The following is a 17,412-nucleotide window of genomic DNA, read 5'->3' as shown; positions in this document are numbered from 1 at the left end:
AAATCAACCCCTAAACCGAGCCGGAAACTCCAATCTTCAAAAGCACAAATAGTCTCAAATCATTCGACGACGGACAGCCTCGATATAGGTGCGCTGTGGTGCGGAATTGGAGACTGAAACGACGTGGGAGTTGGGAAAGTTTTCAGCGAGATAAAGCGAGAGTGAACCCCAGCCGCAGCCAAGCTCCAGAATATTCATTCCGTCGTTGATGTCGGCATGGCGCGCAGTTTCGCATAGCGCGTAGGTTTCGGCCTGTTCGAGGGTGGTGTTTTTATCGGGATAGAGACAGCAGGAATATTTGCGCTGCGGCCCCAGCGCCAGTTCAAAGAAATGCGGGGGCAATTCATAATGCTGGCGATTGGCGTCATCGGTATGGGTGGCAACAGGAAAATTCTTCATGGTTTGAAGAAAATCCTGTTCGATATCTTCCGGCGTTTCCGCCAGCCGTCGCTTGCTGCGGCCACAGAGATAATCGATACCGGCTAGCGTGATCGAGTCACTCAGAGGAACGCGTTCTGCAGCATTGATTGCATATGCCAGCATATTCATGTTGAGGCTCCTGATCCATGTGAATTTTTTCGAGGGCCGGGGAAAAACGCATTGACGCGGTGTTGAAGGGCGCGGAATTTTTCACCGCGCGATTTCAGCATGTGTTCTTCGAGCGGCGGGATGCCTGAGACATGCACCAGCAGCCAATACATCTGGATAGGCGCGAGCAACGACAGCCAACTCCATGGCGAGGTGGTGATCGCCATCAGTGGCCACGCGCACCAGAACAGCCATTCGAAGAAATAGTTTGGATGCCGCGAATAGGCCCATAGACCTGTTTCGCAGACTTCGGTTTTGGCCTCTGGTGTTTTGCGAAACTGTGCGAGCTGCGCGTCAGAAAGCGCTTCGCCCGTGAGCGCTATTGCGATGACTGCAACCGCGATAGCGTCCCAAAAATGCGGAAAGTCGGGTCGGCTTATTGCCGCAAAATAGACTGCCAGAACCAGAATAAATGCTGCCAATGCCTGTATTTGTAAAAACCAGAAAAGGCGCTTTGAAGCATTAGCGCCCCATTCTTTGATAAGCTTTGCATAACGCGGGTCTTCACCATGTCTCATGCTTCGCTGGGTGATGTGCAAACCAAGACGCAGCGACCACATAAGAATAAGGAGCAGTATAGCTGAACGGCGCTGCCACAACGCACCTACCAGAAGAACGGCGATAACAGACCCTACGCCCACCGAGAACGACCAAACCGCATCGATCCAGCCGCTTTTGCCGGTCTTCCGCTCAAGCGCCCATGCAAAAAACATGATGGCAGACAGGCTTATCGCGACAATCAAAAGCAGACCGAGTTGCATGACAGACCTTTGGTCATGAGTGCATTTCCTACATGCAATACGTTCAGTCTTGCCTTTTGGTTTCCTTAGTCCGCTGAAAAAAATCGGCACAGGATTGAACCAATTCCCCCTCTTAAAACGTAAGACGATGAAAATGCAGCAAAGACGCTGCAAAGAGAGGAACTTATGGATATCACGAACCATCCGGGCCGCTCTAAACGTCTCAAAGTCGCTGTTATCGGCAGCGGGATTTCCGGATTATCGGCTGCGTGGCTCCTCTCGCAGCGCCACGATGTCACTGTTTTTGAAGCAGCAAACCGCATCGGCGGGCACAGCAATACTGTCGAATTTGCAACCAACTCCGGAAGCGCTGCGGTTGATACGGGGTTCATTGTCTATAATGAAGTAACCTATCCCAACCTGACTGCACTCTTCCTAACGCTGAAAATCCCTACAGTCTCATCGAACATGTCTTTTGCGGTTTCAGTCGGTAATGGCGCTTACGAATATTCGGGCGGTACGGGACTGGGTTTATTCGCCCAACGCTCCAATCTCGTAAGCCCACGCTTCTGGTCGATGATCCGCGATCTTCTGCGCTTTTATCGCAATGCGCCCAAAGACTTGGAAACGATGGGCAGCATTTCGCTCGATGATTATCTGACGCGAAATGGTTATGGCAGAGCGTTTCGTGAGGACCATCTTTATCCAATGGCGGCTGCGATCTGGTCCACGCCTGCCATGGAGGTCGGGCGCTATCCGGCTGCAAGCTTTGTTCGCTTTTGCTGCAATCATGGCTTGCTTGATCTGCGCGGGCGCCCGATTTGGCGAACGGTGGAAGGCGGTAGCCGCGAATATGTGAAGCGTATCACGAAGCCTTATGCGGACAACATCAAACTCTCAACACCGATTAAAGCAGTGCGGCGGCCTGGAAATGCAGTGGAGCTGGTCGATGGAAACGGTGTTTCCTATGCATTTGATGATGTGGTTATCGCAACCCATGCTGATCAGGCGCTACGAATGCTTGCCGATCCAAGCGTTGAGGAAGGCCGCATTCTTAGTGCATTTCAATATTCGCGCAATGAAGCTGTGCTTCACCACGATGCCTCGCTCATGCCCAAGCGCCGCGCGGCATGGTCAAGCTGGAACTATCTGACCAATTCAGCAACGGGACCGTCGCAGCCTTCCATTACCTATTGGATGAACCGCTTACAGCCATTGGGCGCAGCTCCTGATACGTTTGTTACGCTCAACCCATGTCGTGCGCTACGTGAGAATCTGGTCATCCGCCGCGAGATCTATGAGCATCCGATTTTCGACATGGCGACGGATCGCGCACAAAAGGAAATTTGGTCCTTGCAAGGCCTGCGCCGGACATGGTTTTGCGGTGCGCATTTTGGCTCAGGCTTTCATGAAGACGGTCTTCAGGCAGGATTGGCAGTTGCCGAAGATTTGGGCGGATTGCGCCGTCCATGGCAGGTAGAGCAGGAAAGTGCGCGCATCGCTCGCCATACTATGGCAATCAGGGAAAGGGTTTTCGCATGACGGAGCCCTTCCAATCCGCACTATTCCCCGGCCACGTCACCCATACGCGCCTGCGGCCAAAGGTTCATAAGCTTGGTTACAAAATTTATTCGCTATTGCTTGATCTTGACGAGTTAGAAGTTCTTCCTAGCAGGTTGAGGCTGTTTTCGGTTAATCGATTCAACCTCTTTTCTTTCCGCGAGAAAGACAGAGGCAATGGTTCGGTGACACCGCTTCGCGTGCAGGTGGAAGATGCCATGCGCGGAGCTGGCATTGATCCGGATGGCGGTCCCATTCGATTGCTCACCATGCCGCGCATTCTTGGCTGGGCGTTCAATCCGCTCAGCGTCTTTTTTTGCTACAATCGCGGGGACGAGTTGACGGCCGTTTTGTGGGAAGTCGACAATACGTTCAAGCAACGCCACGGCTATATGATCCCTGTCGATAGTGAGCAGAACGGTCGAGTCGTTCAGACTTGCGACAAGGCGTTTTACGTCTCACCTTTCATGGACATGAAGCTGCGCTATGATTTCGAAGTGCGGCCACCGGCAGACAAACTCATAATCAGGATCAACAGCTTCGATGATGAAGGGCTTTTGCTGACTGCACGTCATCTTGCCCGTCGGGTAGAGTTGAGCGATGCGGCGCTGTTGCGCGCCTTTTTTTCCATCCCGTTTCTCACCTTGCGCGTTGTTGGCGGCATCCATTGGGAAGCGCTGAAAATCTGGTTGAAGGGCATAGGCCTTCGCAAGCGTCCGCAGCCTCCAAAGATACCCATCACTCATATCCGCAACGAGAACGCACCGCAGAGGAATAAAACAGCATGAGCCAGCTTGACGATTTCTCTCATTTTCCGACTCCGGCTTCGCCGTTCCATGCAGGATTGAGTCCATCAACCCGCATATTGCGACGGTTGCTCAATCAAGTCCGGCATGGCCGGCTGAACATTGTGCTGCCTTCAGGGACGTCGGTTTCAGCACAAGGAACCGTCCCCGGTCCTGAAGCCAACATCGCAATCAAAAGCTGGCGCTCGCTGCGCCGTCTGTTGACCGGCGGCGATATCGGTTTTGCTCAAGCCTATATCGATGGGGATTGGGAAACACCTGATCTGACGTCGGTCATCCGTTTTGCAGCCCGCAATCGCGACACGTTGCTTTCCACTTTGCGCGGATCACGCTGGATGCGGCTGATGCATCGGCTGGGACATTTGCTCAATGCCAATACAAAGCGCGGCAGCCGCAAAAACATCGAAGCGCATTACGATCTGGGCAATGACTTTTATCGTCGCTGGCTGGATCCTTCGATGCTTTATTCATCGGCGATCTGGAACGAAAAGACGCCCACACTTGAAACTGCACAGGAATATAAGTTGCAGTGCATTAGAGAAAAGCTGGCACTTGAGGGCGGCGAAAAAATTCTGGAAATCGGTTGTGGTTGGGGTGCCCTTGCGGGCTATCTGGCGGAACATGGCGACGCATGCGTAACTGGTATCACCCTGTCTCCGTCTCAGCTTGCATGGGCGAATGCAGGGTTGGTTGAGACCGGGCAAAGCGACGCAGTTGATCTGCGTCTTCAGGATTACCGCGATGTTGAAGGTCAGTTCGACCGCATCGTCTCCATCGAAATGTTCGAGGCAGTTGGTGAAGCCTATTGGCCTGATTACTTTGCGATGCTGAAGCGTTGTCTCAAGGCAGATGGTCGTGTCGTGTTGCAGATCATTTCGATTGAGGATGCGCGTTTTGAGGATTATCGCCGCAAGGCAGATTTCATCCAGAAATTCATTTTCCCGGGCGGATTCCTGCCTTCAGACAAGGTGTTGGAACAGCATCTCGCCAAGGCGGGACTGGTGCTGAAAGAGGTGGAGCACTTCGGCCACTCCTATGCCCAGACCCTTGCTGAATGGCGTCGCCGTTTCGTGTCCAACTGGTCGGAAATCGAAAAGCTGGGCTTTGATCATCGGTTTCGGCGGCTGTGGGAATATTACCTTTGCTATTGCGAAGGCGGGTTTAAGGAAGGCGCGATCAATGTTGGCCTTTATACGATTGAGCATGAATAAAAATCGGGTCCACTGATATAGGAGGCGTCGATGAAATGGATACTGACGATTACCATGACGATACTGCTATTTCCCGTCTCGGCGCAGGCTACTGATATTAGTGGTAACTGGGCGCGGGGCGATGGCAAGGCGCGCGTTCGCATTGCCGAATGCGGCAAGGATATCTGCGCTACCAACACGTGGATCAAGCCCGGAACAGCCAAGGAAAAGACCGGTGACCGACTGGTCATGAGCATTAATCAAACGGCGGACGGCCAATATTCGGGCACTGCTTTTGATCCGCAACGTAATCTGACCTACAAAATCAGTGTGAAGGTGAACGGCGATAAAATGACGACTAATGGCTGCGTTCTGGCAGGTCTTTTATGCCGGAATGTCGGTTGGTCCCGTATTAATTGAGTGAGCGATGATATTGATGAAAACCTATTTCACCGCCTATCTGGTCACAGCAATCGCCTTTCTGGCTATTGATTCAGTCTGGCTCTCCAACATGGCAAATGTGTTCTATCGTCCTGTCATGGGCGATATGCTTGCGCCTGGTTTTCGCCTGGCACCGGCTATCGTTTTCTATGTGATCTTCGTGTTCGGACTGGTGTTTTTTGCGGTACGCCCGGGCCTTTTGGCGGGTAGCGCCAACGTAACGGTTGTTCATGGTGCTCTTTTGGGGTTTGTCGCCTACGCAACATACGATCTAACCAATCAGGCGACGTTAAAGAACTGGTCGTGGACTCTGACGATTGCTGACTTGATCTGGGGCACTGTCCTCTCTGCGGTGTCGGCCTATATTGGCTATTGGGTAACATCGCGGATCAGCGGATAGATTAGAATAAACATATGCCCAAATTGGGTCTTCTAGCCGTCTTCGCCTTCATCATTGTTGTCATTGGAATGGCAATCGGTATCGGCTTTCCACCGGGCGAATGGTATGCGTCTTTGCAGAAGCCTTGGTTTACGCCGCCCAATACAGCCTTCGGCCCTATCTGGACGATATTATATATCTTCATAGCCATTGCCGGGTGGCGTACCTGGATAAGCGATACGGGTTGGCAGCGTCGCGGACCTTGGTTTGGTCAGATGGTGCTGAATTTTCTCTGGTCGCCAATCTTTTTCGGGGCGCATCTGACAGTGCCAGGAATGATCGTCATTTTTGGCGTGTGGCTTTGTGTGCTGCTGTTTATCATTCGTGCATGGCGACCGGATCGAATATCGGCGCTGCTGTTTGTGCCTTATCTCGTCTGGCTATCTCTTGCGACCGCTTTGAACGCGGCAATTATCGCCCTAAACTAGAGAATTTCCAGTTTAAATCGAACCATTGAAATGCTCTATCTATTTGTTTTTATTTCATCTTGTTCCGAAATCCGGTTCCCACTTTTCGGGATGCGCTTTAAATGAAAAAGGCGGCACTCTTGCCGCCTTTTTAAATCCCAATCAAAGGCTGGACCATACGCATCAGCCAGCTCTGGAATTTGAGCGGGGCATCCGTCACCGCAAGACATATGCAATCACCACCGGGTGAAGCAATCGGTTGATGCACCAGATCGGCATCTGCCTCTTCGACATCCCCACGCCCAAAAAGGCCGGTTCCGTCGTGAAAACTACCGCTGAGTACCAGCGTCAACTCGCGTCCGCCATGACCATGTTCAGGCACTGGCTTGCCAGCGGGAATTCTGAGCAGGCGCACATTGGTTTCACCATCATTGATCGCAATAGGCACCTGATAGGCGCCACGCCCAAGCGATTTCCACTTCAGATCTGGTAGATCGCCACCGACATAAGATCTAAGAGGCTCCGGCAGAATTGCAGGTGCTGCAATTGGAGTTGAGGTTGTTATTGGCTTTAGTTCGCGCGGAGATGGGTTTGCAAGCTTGCTTTTAATAGCGCCCCACGAACCCTCTTTGATTTCTTGCGGTTCGACGGTGTCCAGAAGCTGTCCGCCGATATGCTCAAAATAATTCAAACGGGAACGACATGCAGGGCAAAGCGCCAGATGTGTTGCGACAGCAATGCTCCAGCCTTCGGCAAGAGTGCCTGTAGCATAGCTTGAGAGAAGTTCGTCGCTAAGATGATGATTGATATTCATCAGCGTTCTCCCGAATTATCGAGCGCTGCGCGCAATTTGGTGAACGCAAGCCGCAAGCGGGATTTTACCGTTCCCAAGGGGAGGTTAAGCTTCTTTGCTATGGCGCTTTGTGTAATTTCTTCGAAATAAGCCAGTTCCAGCAAAGCGCATTGTTCTTTCGGCAGATCGGCCATGGCAGCGCGCAATTGGCTCGCCGATTGTTGCTCGGCAATTCTCACATCGGCGGGTTGCTCTTCATCAGGCACAAAGGCAGGGTCTGTGGAATCAAACTCGGGTCGGCGGGTACGACGTACTGCATCAATGCGTTGATTGCGTGCAATCCGGAAAATCCAGGTCGACAAGGCTCCCTTTGAGTAATCAAACTGGTCTGCCTTGTTCCAGACCGTAATCATTGTTTCTTGCATCAATTCTTCCGCTGTTTGCGTATCGGCAGACAGTTTGGCTATATAGGCCTTAACGCGCGGTGCGAAATGTTTGAAAATCGCCTCAAATGCGTCCACGTCACGCCGAGAACTGACCGCCAGCATCAATTCCTCCAAAGAGGGCTGATTTTCAGAAGCAGTCCGTTCGTTCATCCTTATTGAATCCCGTATGCTCAAACGCGGTAATGCCAGAAGCTGCAAATTACGCTGCATTTTCTTGTGCCACGGTCGCGATCGGAAGGAAACATTAGCATTCATCTTAACTTGTACGCGGACTAAATCAACTTGGATCACATTGAAGCCTGCCGCTTTATACCGGACACTCTGCATGAGTAGAAGGGCTCAATCAAACGCTTAAGAATAGGCTTATGTCTAACGAGTTTCGACTGGTTGACCTGATGATCGGGGATGTTTTGCGGTGGCGCTGGACAACAAACCCGATGCCGATATCGCGACATTCAAGCACACATGTATTCTGTTCTGGCTCGTCTCGAGCGACCGGCCAATTGCCGTCAATCTGCAGCTGGGACGCAGCGCCATCACAAGCGGGCATCGACCGTCTGTCGGCGCATCCATTCAGATTGCCAGTCAAGAACATGGGCCTTTCCCAATAAACTACAATTCTTCAACGAGTTAGAACAAACTGCGTCTCTCTGTCTTTGCGCAAAATTGAATGACGATCGCGGTGTGCTCAGTTTGAAATAAAATCGAGTTTTTCTTAATATCCCGAGAACGTATCCTGCGAACTTTGGCCATCAAAGTGACTCGCTAGAGTAACCTGTACGACGGTAACGTTGATTGCGATAGCGGCTCTACGTTCAAATCCAATAATCCGATGCCGATGTCGCGCGCAGATTAAATTGCTACGGCGTGGACGGGTATTCTAAGCAACACAAATGATTTTGCGTTCGATTGATGTAACCCAGCGATGTGTCGAACGATGCATTGCAAGAGATTTACGGCGTGCCGATGGAAGTCATGCGCCACGCCGCAACTGGGCATCTGATTGCCGCTCCTCTCTAGTCAGAGCGGCTGACCGGCAAGGTAGCGTTCCAACGTCTTGATCGTGCCTTCCTGCCAGATCGCTTTCAGCGCAGAGCTGAATGTGGCGACATAGGCAGGATTGGCGGCAAGCGCCCCGAAAATATCATCCATGGAAAGCCACGCAGCCGGATCAGCCTTGGCCAGTGCTGCCTGTTTGGTCAGGCGATCCCATGACGGATCATTCGGCTCGATCACCGCACCGCTGTCCGTCGTGCCATAGCAATAGCGGCACCAGAAAGCCGAGACCAGCGCAAGCCCGGTCACCGAATGTCCCTTCGCCACGCGGTCGGCAGCTGTAGGCAAGATGAATTTCGGCTGGCGGTTGGAGCCATCCAGACACAAGCGGCGGATGGTGTCGCCAATGCTTGGATTGGCAAAGCGCTTGTCGATCAGAACGCGATAGGCTTCAAGATCGGTATCCGGCACGGGTGGTATTTCCGGGATGATCTCATCCTTCGTCAGCTTTTCCAGATAACGTCGGATCAGCGGATGCTCCATGGCCTCATGCACGAAATGAATGTCGAGCAAGCCGCCCGGATAGGCGATGGCCGCATGGCCGCCATTCAGGATGCGGATTTTCATCAACTCATAAGCGGCAACCTGATCGGTGAAGGTAACGCCCACTTTTTCCAGAGCCGGGCGTCCAGTCGGGAAATTATCCTCCATCACCCATTGCTTGAAAACTTCGCAGAAGACCGGCCAACCGTCATCGACGCCGAAATCTTTCGCGGCAATCTCGCGTTCGCGTGCGCCAGTGGCTGGCGTGATGCGGTCCACCATGGAATTCGGGAAAGCGACGTTGGCGGAAATCCAGTCGGCAAAGGTCGGGTCGCTCAGCTTGGCGAGACCTGTCACGGCGTCTTCCGTAACATGCCCGTTGCCCGGAATGTTATCACAGGACATGACCGTGAAAGGTTGGACGCCCGCCGCCTTGCGCAGTTTCAGCGCCTGAACGATCAGGCCGAAGACGGTTTTCGGGTGATCAGGATGCGCCGCATCCGCAACGATATCCGGATGGGCGGGGTCGAAAGTCTGGCTGGCCGGGTCGATATAATAGCCGCCCTCGGTGATGGTCATCGCAACGATACGTGTGTCTGCTGACGTCAGATAGGCCATCAGGGCCTTGCGCCCTTCCTCGGTCGAAATGGTGACATAATCAACCATCGATGCGGTGATGCGCGCGCCCGCATGATCGGCCTCCTGTTCGACAACCGTCGTCAGCCAGTCCTGCGCCTTGAGCGTATCGCGCATGGCATCGTCGCTGCCACGCACACCGGCACCCACCAGCCCCCAGTCATGCCCTTCGCCGGTCGCAAACAAATCGTCCAGATAGACAGCCTGATGCGCGCGATGAAAATTGCCGACGCCGAAATGCACGATACCCGGCTTCAGCCCGGCAGGATCGTAGCCGGGCTTATGCACTTTATCGAAGCTTTGAAGCGTTGCGCGCGATAGCTTGGTCATGACGATATCCTCTATTCAATCGTGTACGAACTGGACTTTGATGGTCGCGGCATTTCTGGGTCCGAGGAACCGTCGCATGCATGGAATGTCATCTGGCTCAAGGATCGGTTGTCGGCGCGCTGCAATATGTGAAAGCAGGCGAACTACACCCCGTCCAATATACGGCGTGCTGTATTCTCATCGGTGATAAGACCATTAGCAAGTTTAGCCGCGAGTGCCGCCGTGATAGCGGCTGCACGATTTGTCCCGGAACCAACGATCACCGTCGGTCGTTCAGCTGGAGAAGTCAGCGCAAAGGACGTCAGTCGCGGATGATAATCAGCATCGACGACACGCCCATTCGCATCAATAGCAGTTCCTAGCAGCTCTCCGATTGCTCCACATTCCATCGCTTGCCCGGTTTCGGCTGCCGTGATGAACCCGTCCATGTAAAGCGATGCCTCCGGCCCCCAATAGCCAATTCCCATCATAAGAAGGCTTGCTTCCTCGACCAGGGCCTTAAGGTTGCGATATCCGGGTTGAGCCTGTAATACCTCACGCTCCTCGATGGAATGTGTAACCACGGGCATTGGCAGGGGAAAACATTGGGCGCCGATCCGTTCGGAAAGCCACGTGACCACGTCGTAATGGCTCGCTCGCCCGTCCCGGGTCAAATTGCCCATTAACGATACACATTTGTGCTGCGGGCGATTGATGGGCTGCAAACGCCGGGACACTTCGCGCATCGCCTTGCCATTCCCGATAGCAATAGTCAGTGGAGCTTTCTGCTGCAAGACCGTCTCGAGATACAATGCCGCATGCAGACCGACTGCGGGTATATCCTCGATATTACCGAATTCGTTCATAGCAACGTCACAATACTGCAACGAAAAGCGATCCATGAGCCGCTCCGCTAGTTCGATACATTCGCTCATGGGATGAACGAGCTGAAAACGAATAAGACGTTCACTTTGCGCGAGCGCAATCAAACGCTGCACGACTTGTCGTGAAACTCCGAGTTCTGCTGCGATCTGGTCTTGCGTTTTGCTCTTTTCGTAATAGAGCCATGCCGCACGGGCAGCAAGGTCAAGACGCCTGTCGCCGTTGACTTCACCCTTATCCCCATGACTGCTCATCGCCCCGCCCCTCTGTTTGTGGATCGCTTGCTCATCGGCATAAGCTACCCTTTTTACAGCTTCAACAGGCGGGCGATGTTGCCACCTACGATTTTTGAGTAGCCTTCGGAATCGTCCGTCGCTCTTTCCATCTTTCTAAACTCCCATTCGTAATCAACGAACGGCGAATCTGTTCCCCAGATTACCTTATCCGGACCGAGCGCACGAACGGCGGTCTGAATCTCGAATATCGGTGCGCGTGATGTTTCCAGATAGAGGTTCGGGAATTCTCGTGCGAAGCTGATAGCCTGATCCACGGACCAAAAAAAGCCCATATGCGCCATCAGGAGCGGCACATTGGGAAAACGCGCAGCCATGAGTGCGAACTCAGGGGGACTGTTATAAAGATCGCTTGCGCCATGAACGATCACGGGAATACCGAGCTCATCCGCGACCTTGAATAGTGGATCGACTAGATGTGGATCGGAAAGATGATAGCCATTTATGGTGGGATGCAGCTTCAGCCCTTTGAAACCCCAATCCACCACACATCGGCGCACTTCATCGGCGGCACCTGCCTCCCATGCATTGACAGCACAAAACGGGATAAGGCGGTCGGGAAACTGATCGAATGCTTCCTTAATGGGCTCATTGGTGAAATTACCCTCCACAAAGGGAAACATCACAGCCTTATCCACACCTACCGCGTCGATCCTTGCGATCAGGTCCGCCCCTGTCTGAACTGCACCAGCGCGGACGCCAAGATGGTTGTGCGCATCGATAATCATCTGTTCTCTCCTCGATTGTTTCAATGTTGACGTTTCAGTCCGCCGACAGCCATGGCGAGCAGAATGAAGGCTCCGTTCAGCGCGAGACGGTAAGGCGCACCAAGACCGAGCAGCGTCAGTCCGTTGCCGAGGAAAGCAATGAACAAAGCGCCAAGTATTGTGCCGAGTATGTTCATTTCGCCGCGTCTGGAAGCGAGCGTACCCAAATACGCTGCTGCGAAAGCATCAAGCAGATACGGTTCTGCTCCACGTGGCACCGCGATACCGGTCCTAGAGACGAGAGCAACGCCTGCGATTGCGGCAAGCAGACTCGCGACCACAAAGCCAGCTCCAAAGATGCGCCGGATATCAATTCCAGCGAGGAACGCGGCCCGAACGTTCAGTCCCACCGCCTTGGCTTGACGAGCGAACGGAGTATAGCGCATCAGCACGAATGTAACTATTAAGACGATGATTGTCATAACGATCAATGCTGAGAATGGACCAATCATCCCCTGACCGAGAAACAGGAAGGGCTTCGTCATGCCGCGCGGCAGCGTGAAGAGCATCTGGGGCTCCGCACCGTTTGTCATCATCAATTCGCCGGAACGGATAATAAACATCATCCCTAGTGTTCCGATAATTGCTGGCACTCCGACATAGCCCATGAGCGCGGCATTGATCAGACCGATGCACAGTCCAAAACAAAGCGGCAAAAGATAGGCCATCCACACGGGATAGTGGTGGATAATCAGTAATGCAGCGATCAGTCCGGCGGCATCAGCAACCTGCGCCACGGAAAGATCCACCCCACGCATCGACATAACGACAGTCAATCCGATCGCAAGAATGATAAGGACGGTGCTCTGGCGCAGGACATTTGCGATGTTCGCAGGACTGAGAAAAGCCGGCTTGAGCAGATAGAACAGCACAAGTACGAGCAGCATGCCGATTATCGCGCCATAATTGCGCAGAAAATCCACTGCACTGCGGATGAATACAGAGGAAGTGACCATGGTGTTCATCGCGAAGCCCTCAAAAAATCAGTACCTGCCCAATCTCCCGTCGCCGAAACACACCCAGCGCGATAGAGAGAATGAGAACGAGCCCCTGGATGGCCGGAAGCAACTGACTTGAAACGCCGATCAGGACAAGGCCATTCGACAAGGAAGCAAGGAAGAGCGCCGTAATCACCGTTCCTGTGACACTAAGGTCACCGGCCCGCGACAGCGCGCTGCCCAGAAAGGCCGCCGCCAGCGCGCTGATCAGAAAATCTATGCCGGTCGCCAAAGCAGATGCGCCGTAACTGTAGGAAGCAAGAACGACGCCCGCCAGACCCAGAACCAATCCGCCAATCACAAAAGATGCAAAAGCATAGGGCGAGCGCGCCACGCCGCGCAATTCGGCGGCTTCGAGATTTTGCCCAATCGCATACATCCGCAAGCCCAGTCTGGTATGGCGCAATAACAAGTGCAGAAGCACCGCCACGACAAGCAGCAGAATGAATACAAACGGCACGGGGCCAACATATCCCTGACCGATGAAGAAGAAGGCAGGCTCATTTGAGAGCGTTAACGCCTGGCCGCCATTATAGAGCAATGTCGCGCCCATGGTAACGAACATGGTGCCAAGTGAGGCGACAAAAGCCGGCATGCCGAAGAAAAGTACGAGCATCGCATTGACCACGCCAATTGCGGCGCCCGTCGCCAAACCCATGCCGATCGCGCCGATCATGCCTGTACCGCCGATGAGAAGGCCGGACGCGATATTGGTGGTCAACTGACTTGCAGCGCCAGCCGACATGTCAAAACCACCAGCAACGAGCACAATGGTCAAGCCAAGAGCGATGAACGCAAGAACGCTGCCCTGTTTCAGCACATCGAAAACATTTCCTATGGAGAGAAAATTGGGCGCGAGAAGTGTAATGACCGCCAGCACCAGCGCCATTCCGCCGAGGGTTGACCAACGGGTCACCGTCGTTTTCGTTGGTTTCTGCGTTTCCGGCCTCATATGCCCGCGCTGTGTGGCAGGGGTAGCGGGCATATGCTGTTCTTTTTCGTTGCTGCCGGAAGCCCAGTACAGCATGGTCTCGGGATTGCTGTTCTGACCTTCAAGAACAGCGTTTATCCGTCCCTTGTGCATAACCGCGACGCGATCGCACATGCCGGCGACTTCCTCGAAATCGGAAGAAATAAAAATGACCGCTGCACCGCGCCTCGCCAATTCGATCATCTGTCGGTAGATTTCTACCTTTGATCCGACATCGACGCCGGTCGTCGGCTCATCGAACAGGAAAACCTCGGAATCGCCCGGAAGCCACCTGCCGATAACGACCTTCTGCTGGTTGCCACCTGAAAGATTGCGCGCAAGGTGGTTGAGAACAGGGGGCTGAATATTCAAGTTCCGCACTATAGAGGCTGCATCCGCCTTTTCTCGCCGCAGATCGATCAGCCCACCGCGCGACCAGAGTCCGATATTAGGCAAGGTTAGATTTTCGCGCATCGTCATGCCAGTGAGGAGGCCTTCATGCCGTCGGTCCTCGGGAATGATTGCGAACCCTTCACGTCTTGCAGCGCCTGGATTGGCAGGAGCGGACACCTGTCCCCGCAAGATGACTTCACCTGCACTCCGCGGCAAGGCTCCAATCAGAGCCATCGCCAATTCCGAACGACCTGCCCCCATTAAACCGGCAATGCCAAAAATTTCACCCCGTCTGACGGAAAAATCCACTCCACGAACAGCTTGCCCCTGTTGGAGCCCCCTTACTTCAATCAGTACCTCCCCCAGTGGGAGGGCTTCTTTCGGATAAAGTTGGGAAATGTCTCGCCCGACCATCAGTTGCACAATGTCCGAGCGGCTCGTGCCCAGCGCATCACGTGTTTCGACAAGACGTCCGTCACGTAAGACGGTGATGCGGTCGACCAGATCCAGTACTTCATCGAGATAATGTGAAATATAGATGATTGTTACACCTTGATCTCGCAACGAGCGGATCATGGTGAAAAGAAGCTCGGCTTCTTTCTCGCTTAACGATGCTGTTGGTTCATCCAGGATGAGAATCTTGGGATCGCGCAACAAGGCCGCGGCAATAGACACCTGTTCACGTTGCGCGACGCTCAAATCTCGCACTAGAGTGTCGGGAGTAAATGCCGCGCCTACACGCTCAAGAGCCGTCTCGGCGACGGCGGCCATGGCCCTCTTATCCAGAAAACCTCCGGACAATTTTTCATGTCCCAGAAAGATATTCTGGGTGACATCGAATTGCGCAACTAGCTGTTGGTCTTGATGAACAATAGTGATGCCGTTCGCTTCAGCGTCCACCGCACTACGCATACGGACGGGGTTACCGTCAACGAATATCTCGCCGCCATCGGTCTGGTAAACACCAGTTAAAACTTTTACGAGCGTTGACTTGCCCGCGCCATTCTGACCCAGAAGAGCATGTATTTCACCCTTGCGGATCGAAAGCGACACATCACTGAGCGCCGTCACACCAGGAAAGATCTTGCGGATTGAACGGCATTCCAGCGCAGGCGCGGACGCGCTCCCCGCAGGCTTGCCCGTTTGGTGCGGAACCATGACAGATCCTCTTGCTTTATTTCACGTGTAAGGGCGCGAGCGTGTCCGCGCCCCGACCATAGTTCCGTTAGGGCAAAACGGGATGGACAACCTGAAGCTCACCGTCCTGCTTCCAGCGGCTTTCAACATCAGAACGCGCGATGGCAAGATCTTCCCAAACATTGGAGCCCCAGCGCTTTTCAGCCGCTGCTACCCCATTGGCGCGTGTGGCCAACCATGCATCGGTAAATAGCGTATCGGGAAATTCTTCCTTCCCCTCCAGCTTTTGGGCCAGAATCTCGGCGGCAAGAGCGCCAATACGCGGTACGTCCTGCACGACTGTCGCAATAAACGGGCTGTCGACGTCCAGCAACATCTGGAAACCGACGCGATCTCCGTCAATTGAAGCGACCTTGATTTCATTGCGGCCATTGCGTCGGATGGACTCCACCGCGCCAGAAACCAACAAATCATAAGCGCCCCACACGGCGGCGATGCTGCCGGGCTCGGGATTGGCGGTCAGAATATCTTCCATCTGCGACTGAACTCGCGCGACGCTATGCTCGGTCGGCACTTCATGCAGCTTAACCTGCGGATAGTCGGCGACAATCGCCTGGAGGATACGCTTGCGTGTTTCGAGCAAGGGGGCGCCTGGCACCCAGAAAACATAGATATCGCCTTTATAGTGGATACTAGAGAGCAGCGCCCGGCTCATAATTGCAGACATGAGAGGATCGTCACCGCCGACATCGGCGACTGAGCCTTCGACCTTCGAGCCAATTGAGGTTGTGACGACTGGAATACCGGCTGCGCTCGCCTTCTTCACGATTGGCACCAACTGCTGAGCGTCGCCCAGTTGGACGATAATCCCCGAAACGCCTGAATTGATGAGGCTTTCAATGTTTTCATTGTGCTTGCGCGGGTCAGCTCCGCCGTCAGTCACGACGACTTGAGCGCCGTCTTTTTCCAATAGTGATTGTGCACCCGCGATGATGTCGCGGTTGTAATCGTTGGTAATTTCGCGTGCCGCAATGCCAATTTTCTTGCCGTTGAGCGCCTGAGCGTGCGCCATGAACGGCGCATACAAGACGGACGCCGACACAACTATTGCGCAAATCGTGCTTCGAAACATGGAAACCTCCCTAGAGCCCTCCCGGCTCTTTATTCGATCATTTAATCGATAGTCGATTATTTGATCGATTAAAGTTCGAAAGTCAAGCGGATAACCAAGGCAATAATGGACCCATTCAAAAGATAGATATACTAGGTCACTGAGTTTTGCCCAGTTGTCGATTAATTACTCGCCGCATCCAAGAGTGTTGGTCCGAAATGGCATTTTAATGAAGTAGCCTCGCCAGATCTGGTTTGACTGACCTATTTGTCGATGTGGTCAACTTCTCCAATAGGACAACGCAGAGCACGGCGGCCGCAGTTCAGCGATCTGCTGTCCTTATGCCGACGCCGCGCCAGAAGCGGCCGACACCTCGATGAGGGGTAATTTCTTCGCATAGAAAGGAGCTCATCCGCGGCCTGACCCAGATTCTGATGACTAGAATGGGGCCGACTACGGGAGCCCGCCTGATGGCTTTATCCGGCAAAACCTAAAACTCTAAAATTGCACGCAACCGTTTTTCATGTAGATTTCTTCTACTGAACGCTGGGGGAAGTCTTGCCGTCAACAACAACTATTTGGAATCCCGACGACTGGGAGGTATTCGCGCTTGGGCTGCTGAATTGTCGACATGGTGCTTTAAACGTTCAAAAGGTACCCGCCAAGGATCAAGGCGATCTTGGTATCGACTACTACTGCAATAAAGACAGTGTCGCATATCAGTGTTACGCGGTAGAAGAACCTATCGGAGTAGCTGAACGCGCGAAGAAGCAGAAAGATAAGATTACCAAGGATCTGGGTAAACTTCAAAAAAACAACGTTATCGTATCGAAACTCTTCCTCGGCGCGCCGATAAAGAGATGGGTTCTGCTCAGCCCATTACACGATAGTGTCCGTCGTCGAATGATTTGAGACTATTTGTGCTTTTGAAGATTGGAGTTTCCGGCTCGGTTTAGGGGTTGATTTA

At 53.3% G+C, this 17,412-nt stretch carries 16 protein-coding genes and 1 pseudogene; 7 read left to right on the top strand and 10 right to left on the bottom strand.

All coding sequences use genetic code 11. The annotated features are described in order from the left end of the window. Positions 1 to 81: 81 nt before the first annotated feature. Positions 82 to 549, bottom strand: a pseudogene (locus FIB18_RS23875) (SAM-dependent methyltransferase); the annotation flags it as partial. After that, complete coding sequence (locus FIB18_RS23870; protein ID WP_140023352.1) at positions 546 to 1,349, bottom strand: DUF1295 domain-containing protein; 804 nt, start codon at positions 1,347 to 1,349, stop codon at positions 546 to 548. The gene FIB18_RS23870 and the pseudogene FIB18_RS23875, both read right to left, overlap by 4 nt. Positions 1,350 to 1,514: 165 nt before the next feature. Here FIB18_RS23870 and FIB18_RS23865 point away from each other — a divergent pair, with 165 nt between their 5' ends. The 6 genes from FIB18_RS23865 to FIB18_RS23840 are packed head-to-tail and all read left to right on the top strand — an operon-like array spanning position 1,515 to position 6,192. Then, positions 1,515 to 2,870, top strand: a complete 1,356-nt coding sequence (locus tag FIB18_RS23865; RefSeq protein WP_140023346.1) for an NAD(P)/FAD-dependent oxidoreductase — start codon at positions 1,515 to 1,517, stop codon at positions 2,868 to 2,870. Further along, a complete protein-coding gene (locus FIB18_RS23860; RefSeq protein ID WP_140023344.1) occupies positions 2,867 to 3,676 on the top strand; it encodes a DUF1365 domain-containing protein in 810 nt (269 codons plus the stop codon). The genes FIB18_RS23865 and FIB18_RS23860 overlap by 4 nt, the downstream gene beginning before the upstream one ends. After that, complete coding sequence (locus FIB18_RS23855) at positions 3,673 to 4,905, top strand: SAM-dependent methyltransferase (RefSeq protein WP_140023342.1); 1,233 nt, start codon at positions 3,673 to 3,675, stop codon at positions 4,903 to 4,905. The genes FIB18_RS23860 and FIB18_RS23855 overlap by 4 nt, the downstream gene beginning before the upstream one ends. A gap of 30 nt (positions 4,906 to 4,935) precedes the next feature. Beyond that, positions 4,936 to 5,304 carry a DUF2147 domain-containing protein gene (locus FIB18_RS23850; protein WP_140023340.1) on the top strand — a complete coding sequence of 123 codons (369 nt, stop codon included), beginning with the start codon at positions 4,936 to 4,938 and terminating at the stop codon, positions 5,302 to 5,304. Between the two features lie 16 nt (positions 5,305 to 5,320). After that, positions 5,321 to 5,725 (top strand): DUF2177 family protein, encoded by a 405-nt coding sequence (locus tag FIB18_RS23845; RefSeq protein WP_140023350.1) that lies wholly within the window; start codon positions 5,321 to 5,323, stop codon positions 5,723 to 5,725. A 14-nt stretch (positions 5,726 to 5,739) separates the two neighbouring features. Next, on the top strand, positions 5,740 to 6,192 hold the full coding sequence (locus tag FIB18_RS23840; RefSeq protein WP_140023338.1) for a TspO/MBR family protein: 453 nt from the start codon (positions 5,740 to 5,742) through the stop codon (positions 6,190 to 6,192). A 130-nt stretch (positions 6,193 to 6,322) separates the two neighbouring features. On the opposite strand, the gene FIB18_RS23835 is transcribed toward FIB18_RS23840, so the two are convergent. From FIB18_RS23835 to FIB18_RS23800, 8 genes are all read right to left on the bottom strand, one after another. Next, the gene (locus FIB18_RS23835) at positions 6,323 to 6,985 is read right to left on the bottom strand and encodes a ChrR family anti-sigma-E factor (protein WP_140023337.1); all 663 of its coding nucleotides are present in this window, start codon (positions 6,983 to 6,985) and stop codon (positions 6,323 to 6,325) included. After that, a complete protein-coding gene (locus tag FIB18_RS23830; RefSeq protein ID WP_235894967.1) occupies positions 6,985 to 7,560 on the bottom strand; it encodes a sigma-70 family RNA polymerase sigma factor in 576 nt (191 codons plus the stop codon). Before FIB18_RS23830 ends, FIB18_RS23835 begins: the two co-directional genes overlap by 1 nt. A gap of 870 nt (positions 7,561 to 8,430) precedes the next feature. Further along, positions 8,431 to 9,915 carry a mannitol dehydrogenase family protein gene (locus FIB18_RS23825; RefSeq protein ID WP_140023335.1) on the bottom strand — a complete coding sequence of 495 codons (1,485 nt, stop codon included), beginning with the start codon at positions 9,913 to 9,915 and terminating at the stop codon, positions 8,431 to 8,433. A 143-nt stretch (positions 9,916 to 10,058) separates the two neighbouring features. Next, complete coding sequence (locus tag FIB18_RS23820; RefSeq protein WP_140023333.1) at positions 10,059 to 11,030, bottom strand: sugar-binding transcriptional regulator; 972 nt, start codon at positions 11,028 to 11,030, stop codon at positions 10,059 to 10,061. Between the two features lie 53 nt (positions 11,031 to 11,083). Further along, a complete protein-coding gene (locus tag FIB18_RS23815; protein WP_121539256.1) occupies positions 11,084 to 11,797 on the bottom strand; it encodes an amidohydrolase family protein in 714 nt (237 codons plus the stop codon). A gap of 20 nt (positions 11,798 to 11,817) precedes the next feature. Then, positions 11,818 to 12,801, bottom strand: a complete 984-nt coding sequence (locus tag FIB18_RS23810) for an ABC transporter permease (protein WP_140023331.1) — start codon at positions 12,799 to 12,801, stop codon at positions 11,818 to 11,820. A gap of 10 nt (positions 12,802 to 12,811) precedes the next feature. Next, the gene (locus FIB18_RS23805) at positions 12,812 to 15,355 is read right to left on the bottom strand and encodes an ATP-binding cassette domain-containing protein (RefSeq protein ID WP_140023330.1); all 2,544 of its coding nucleotides are present in this window, start codon (positions 15,353 to 15,355) and stop codon (positions 12,812 to 12,814) included. A gap of 67 nt (positions 15,356 to 15,422) precedes the next feature. Beyond that, a complete protein-coding gene (locus tag FIB18_RS23800) occupies positions 15,423 to 16,466 on the bottom strand; it encodes a substrate-binding domain-containing protein (RefSeq protein WP_140023328.1) in 1,044 nt (347 codons plus the stop codon). A 537-nt stretch (positions 16,467 to 17,003) separates the two neighbouring features. On the opposite strand from FIB18_RS23800, the gene FIB18_RS23795 reads away from it, so the two are divergent. Next, positions 17,004 to 17,357 carry a hypothetical protein gene (locus FIB18_RS23795; protein WP_174977472.1) on the top strand — a complete coding sequence of 118 codons (354 nt, stop codon included), beginning with the start codon at positions 17,004 to 17,006 and terminating at the stop codon, positions 17,355 to 17,357. Positions 17,358 to 17,412: the final 55 nt, after the last annotated feature.

The sequence above is a fragment of the Brucella pecoris genome, assembly GCF_006376675.1.
Lineage (GTDB): Bacteria > Pseudomonadota > Alphaproteobacteria > Rhizobiales > Rhizobiaceae > Brucella > Brucella pecoris.
This window is presented reverse-complemented; position numbering and strand designations above follow the sequence as displayed.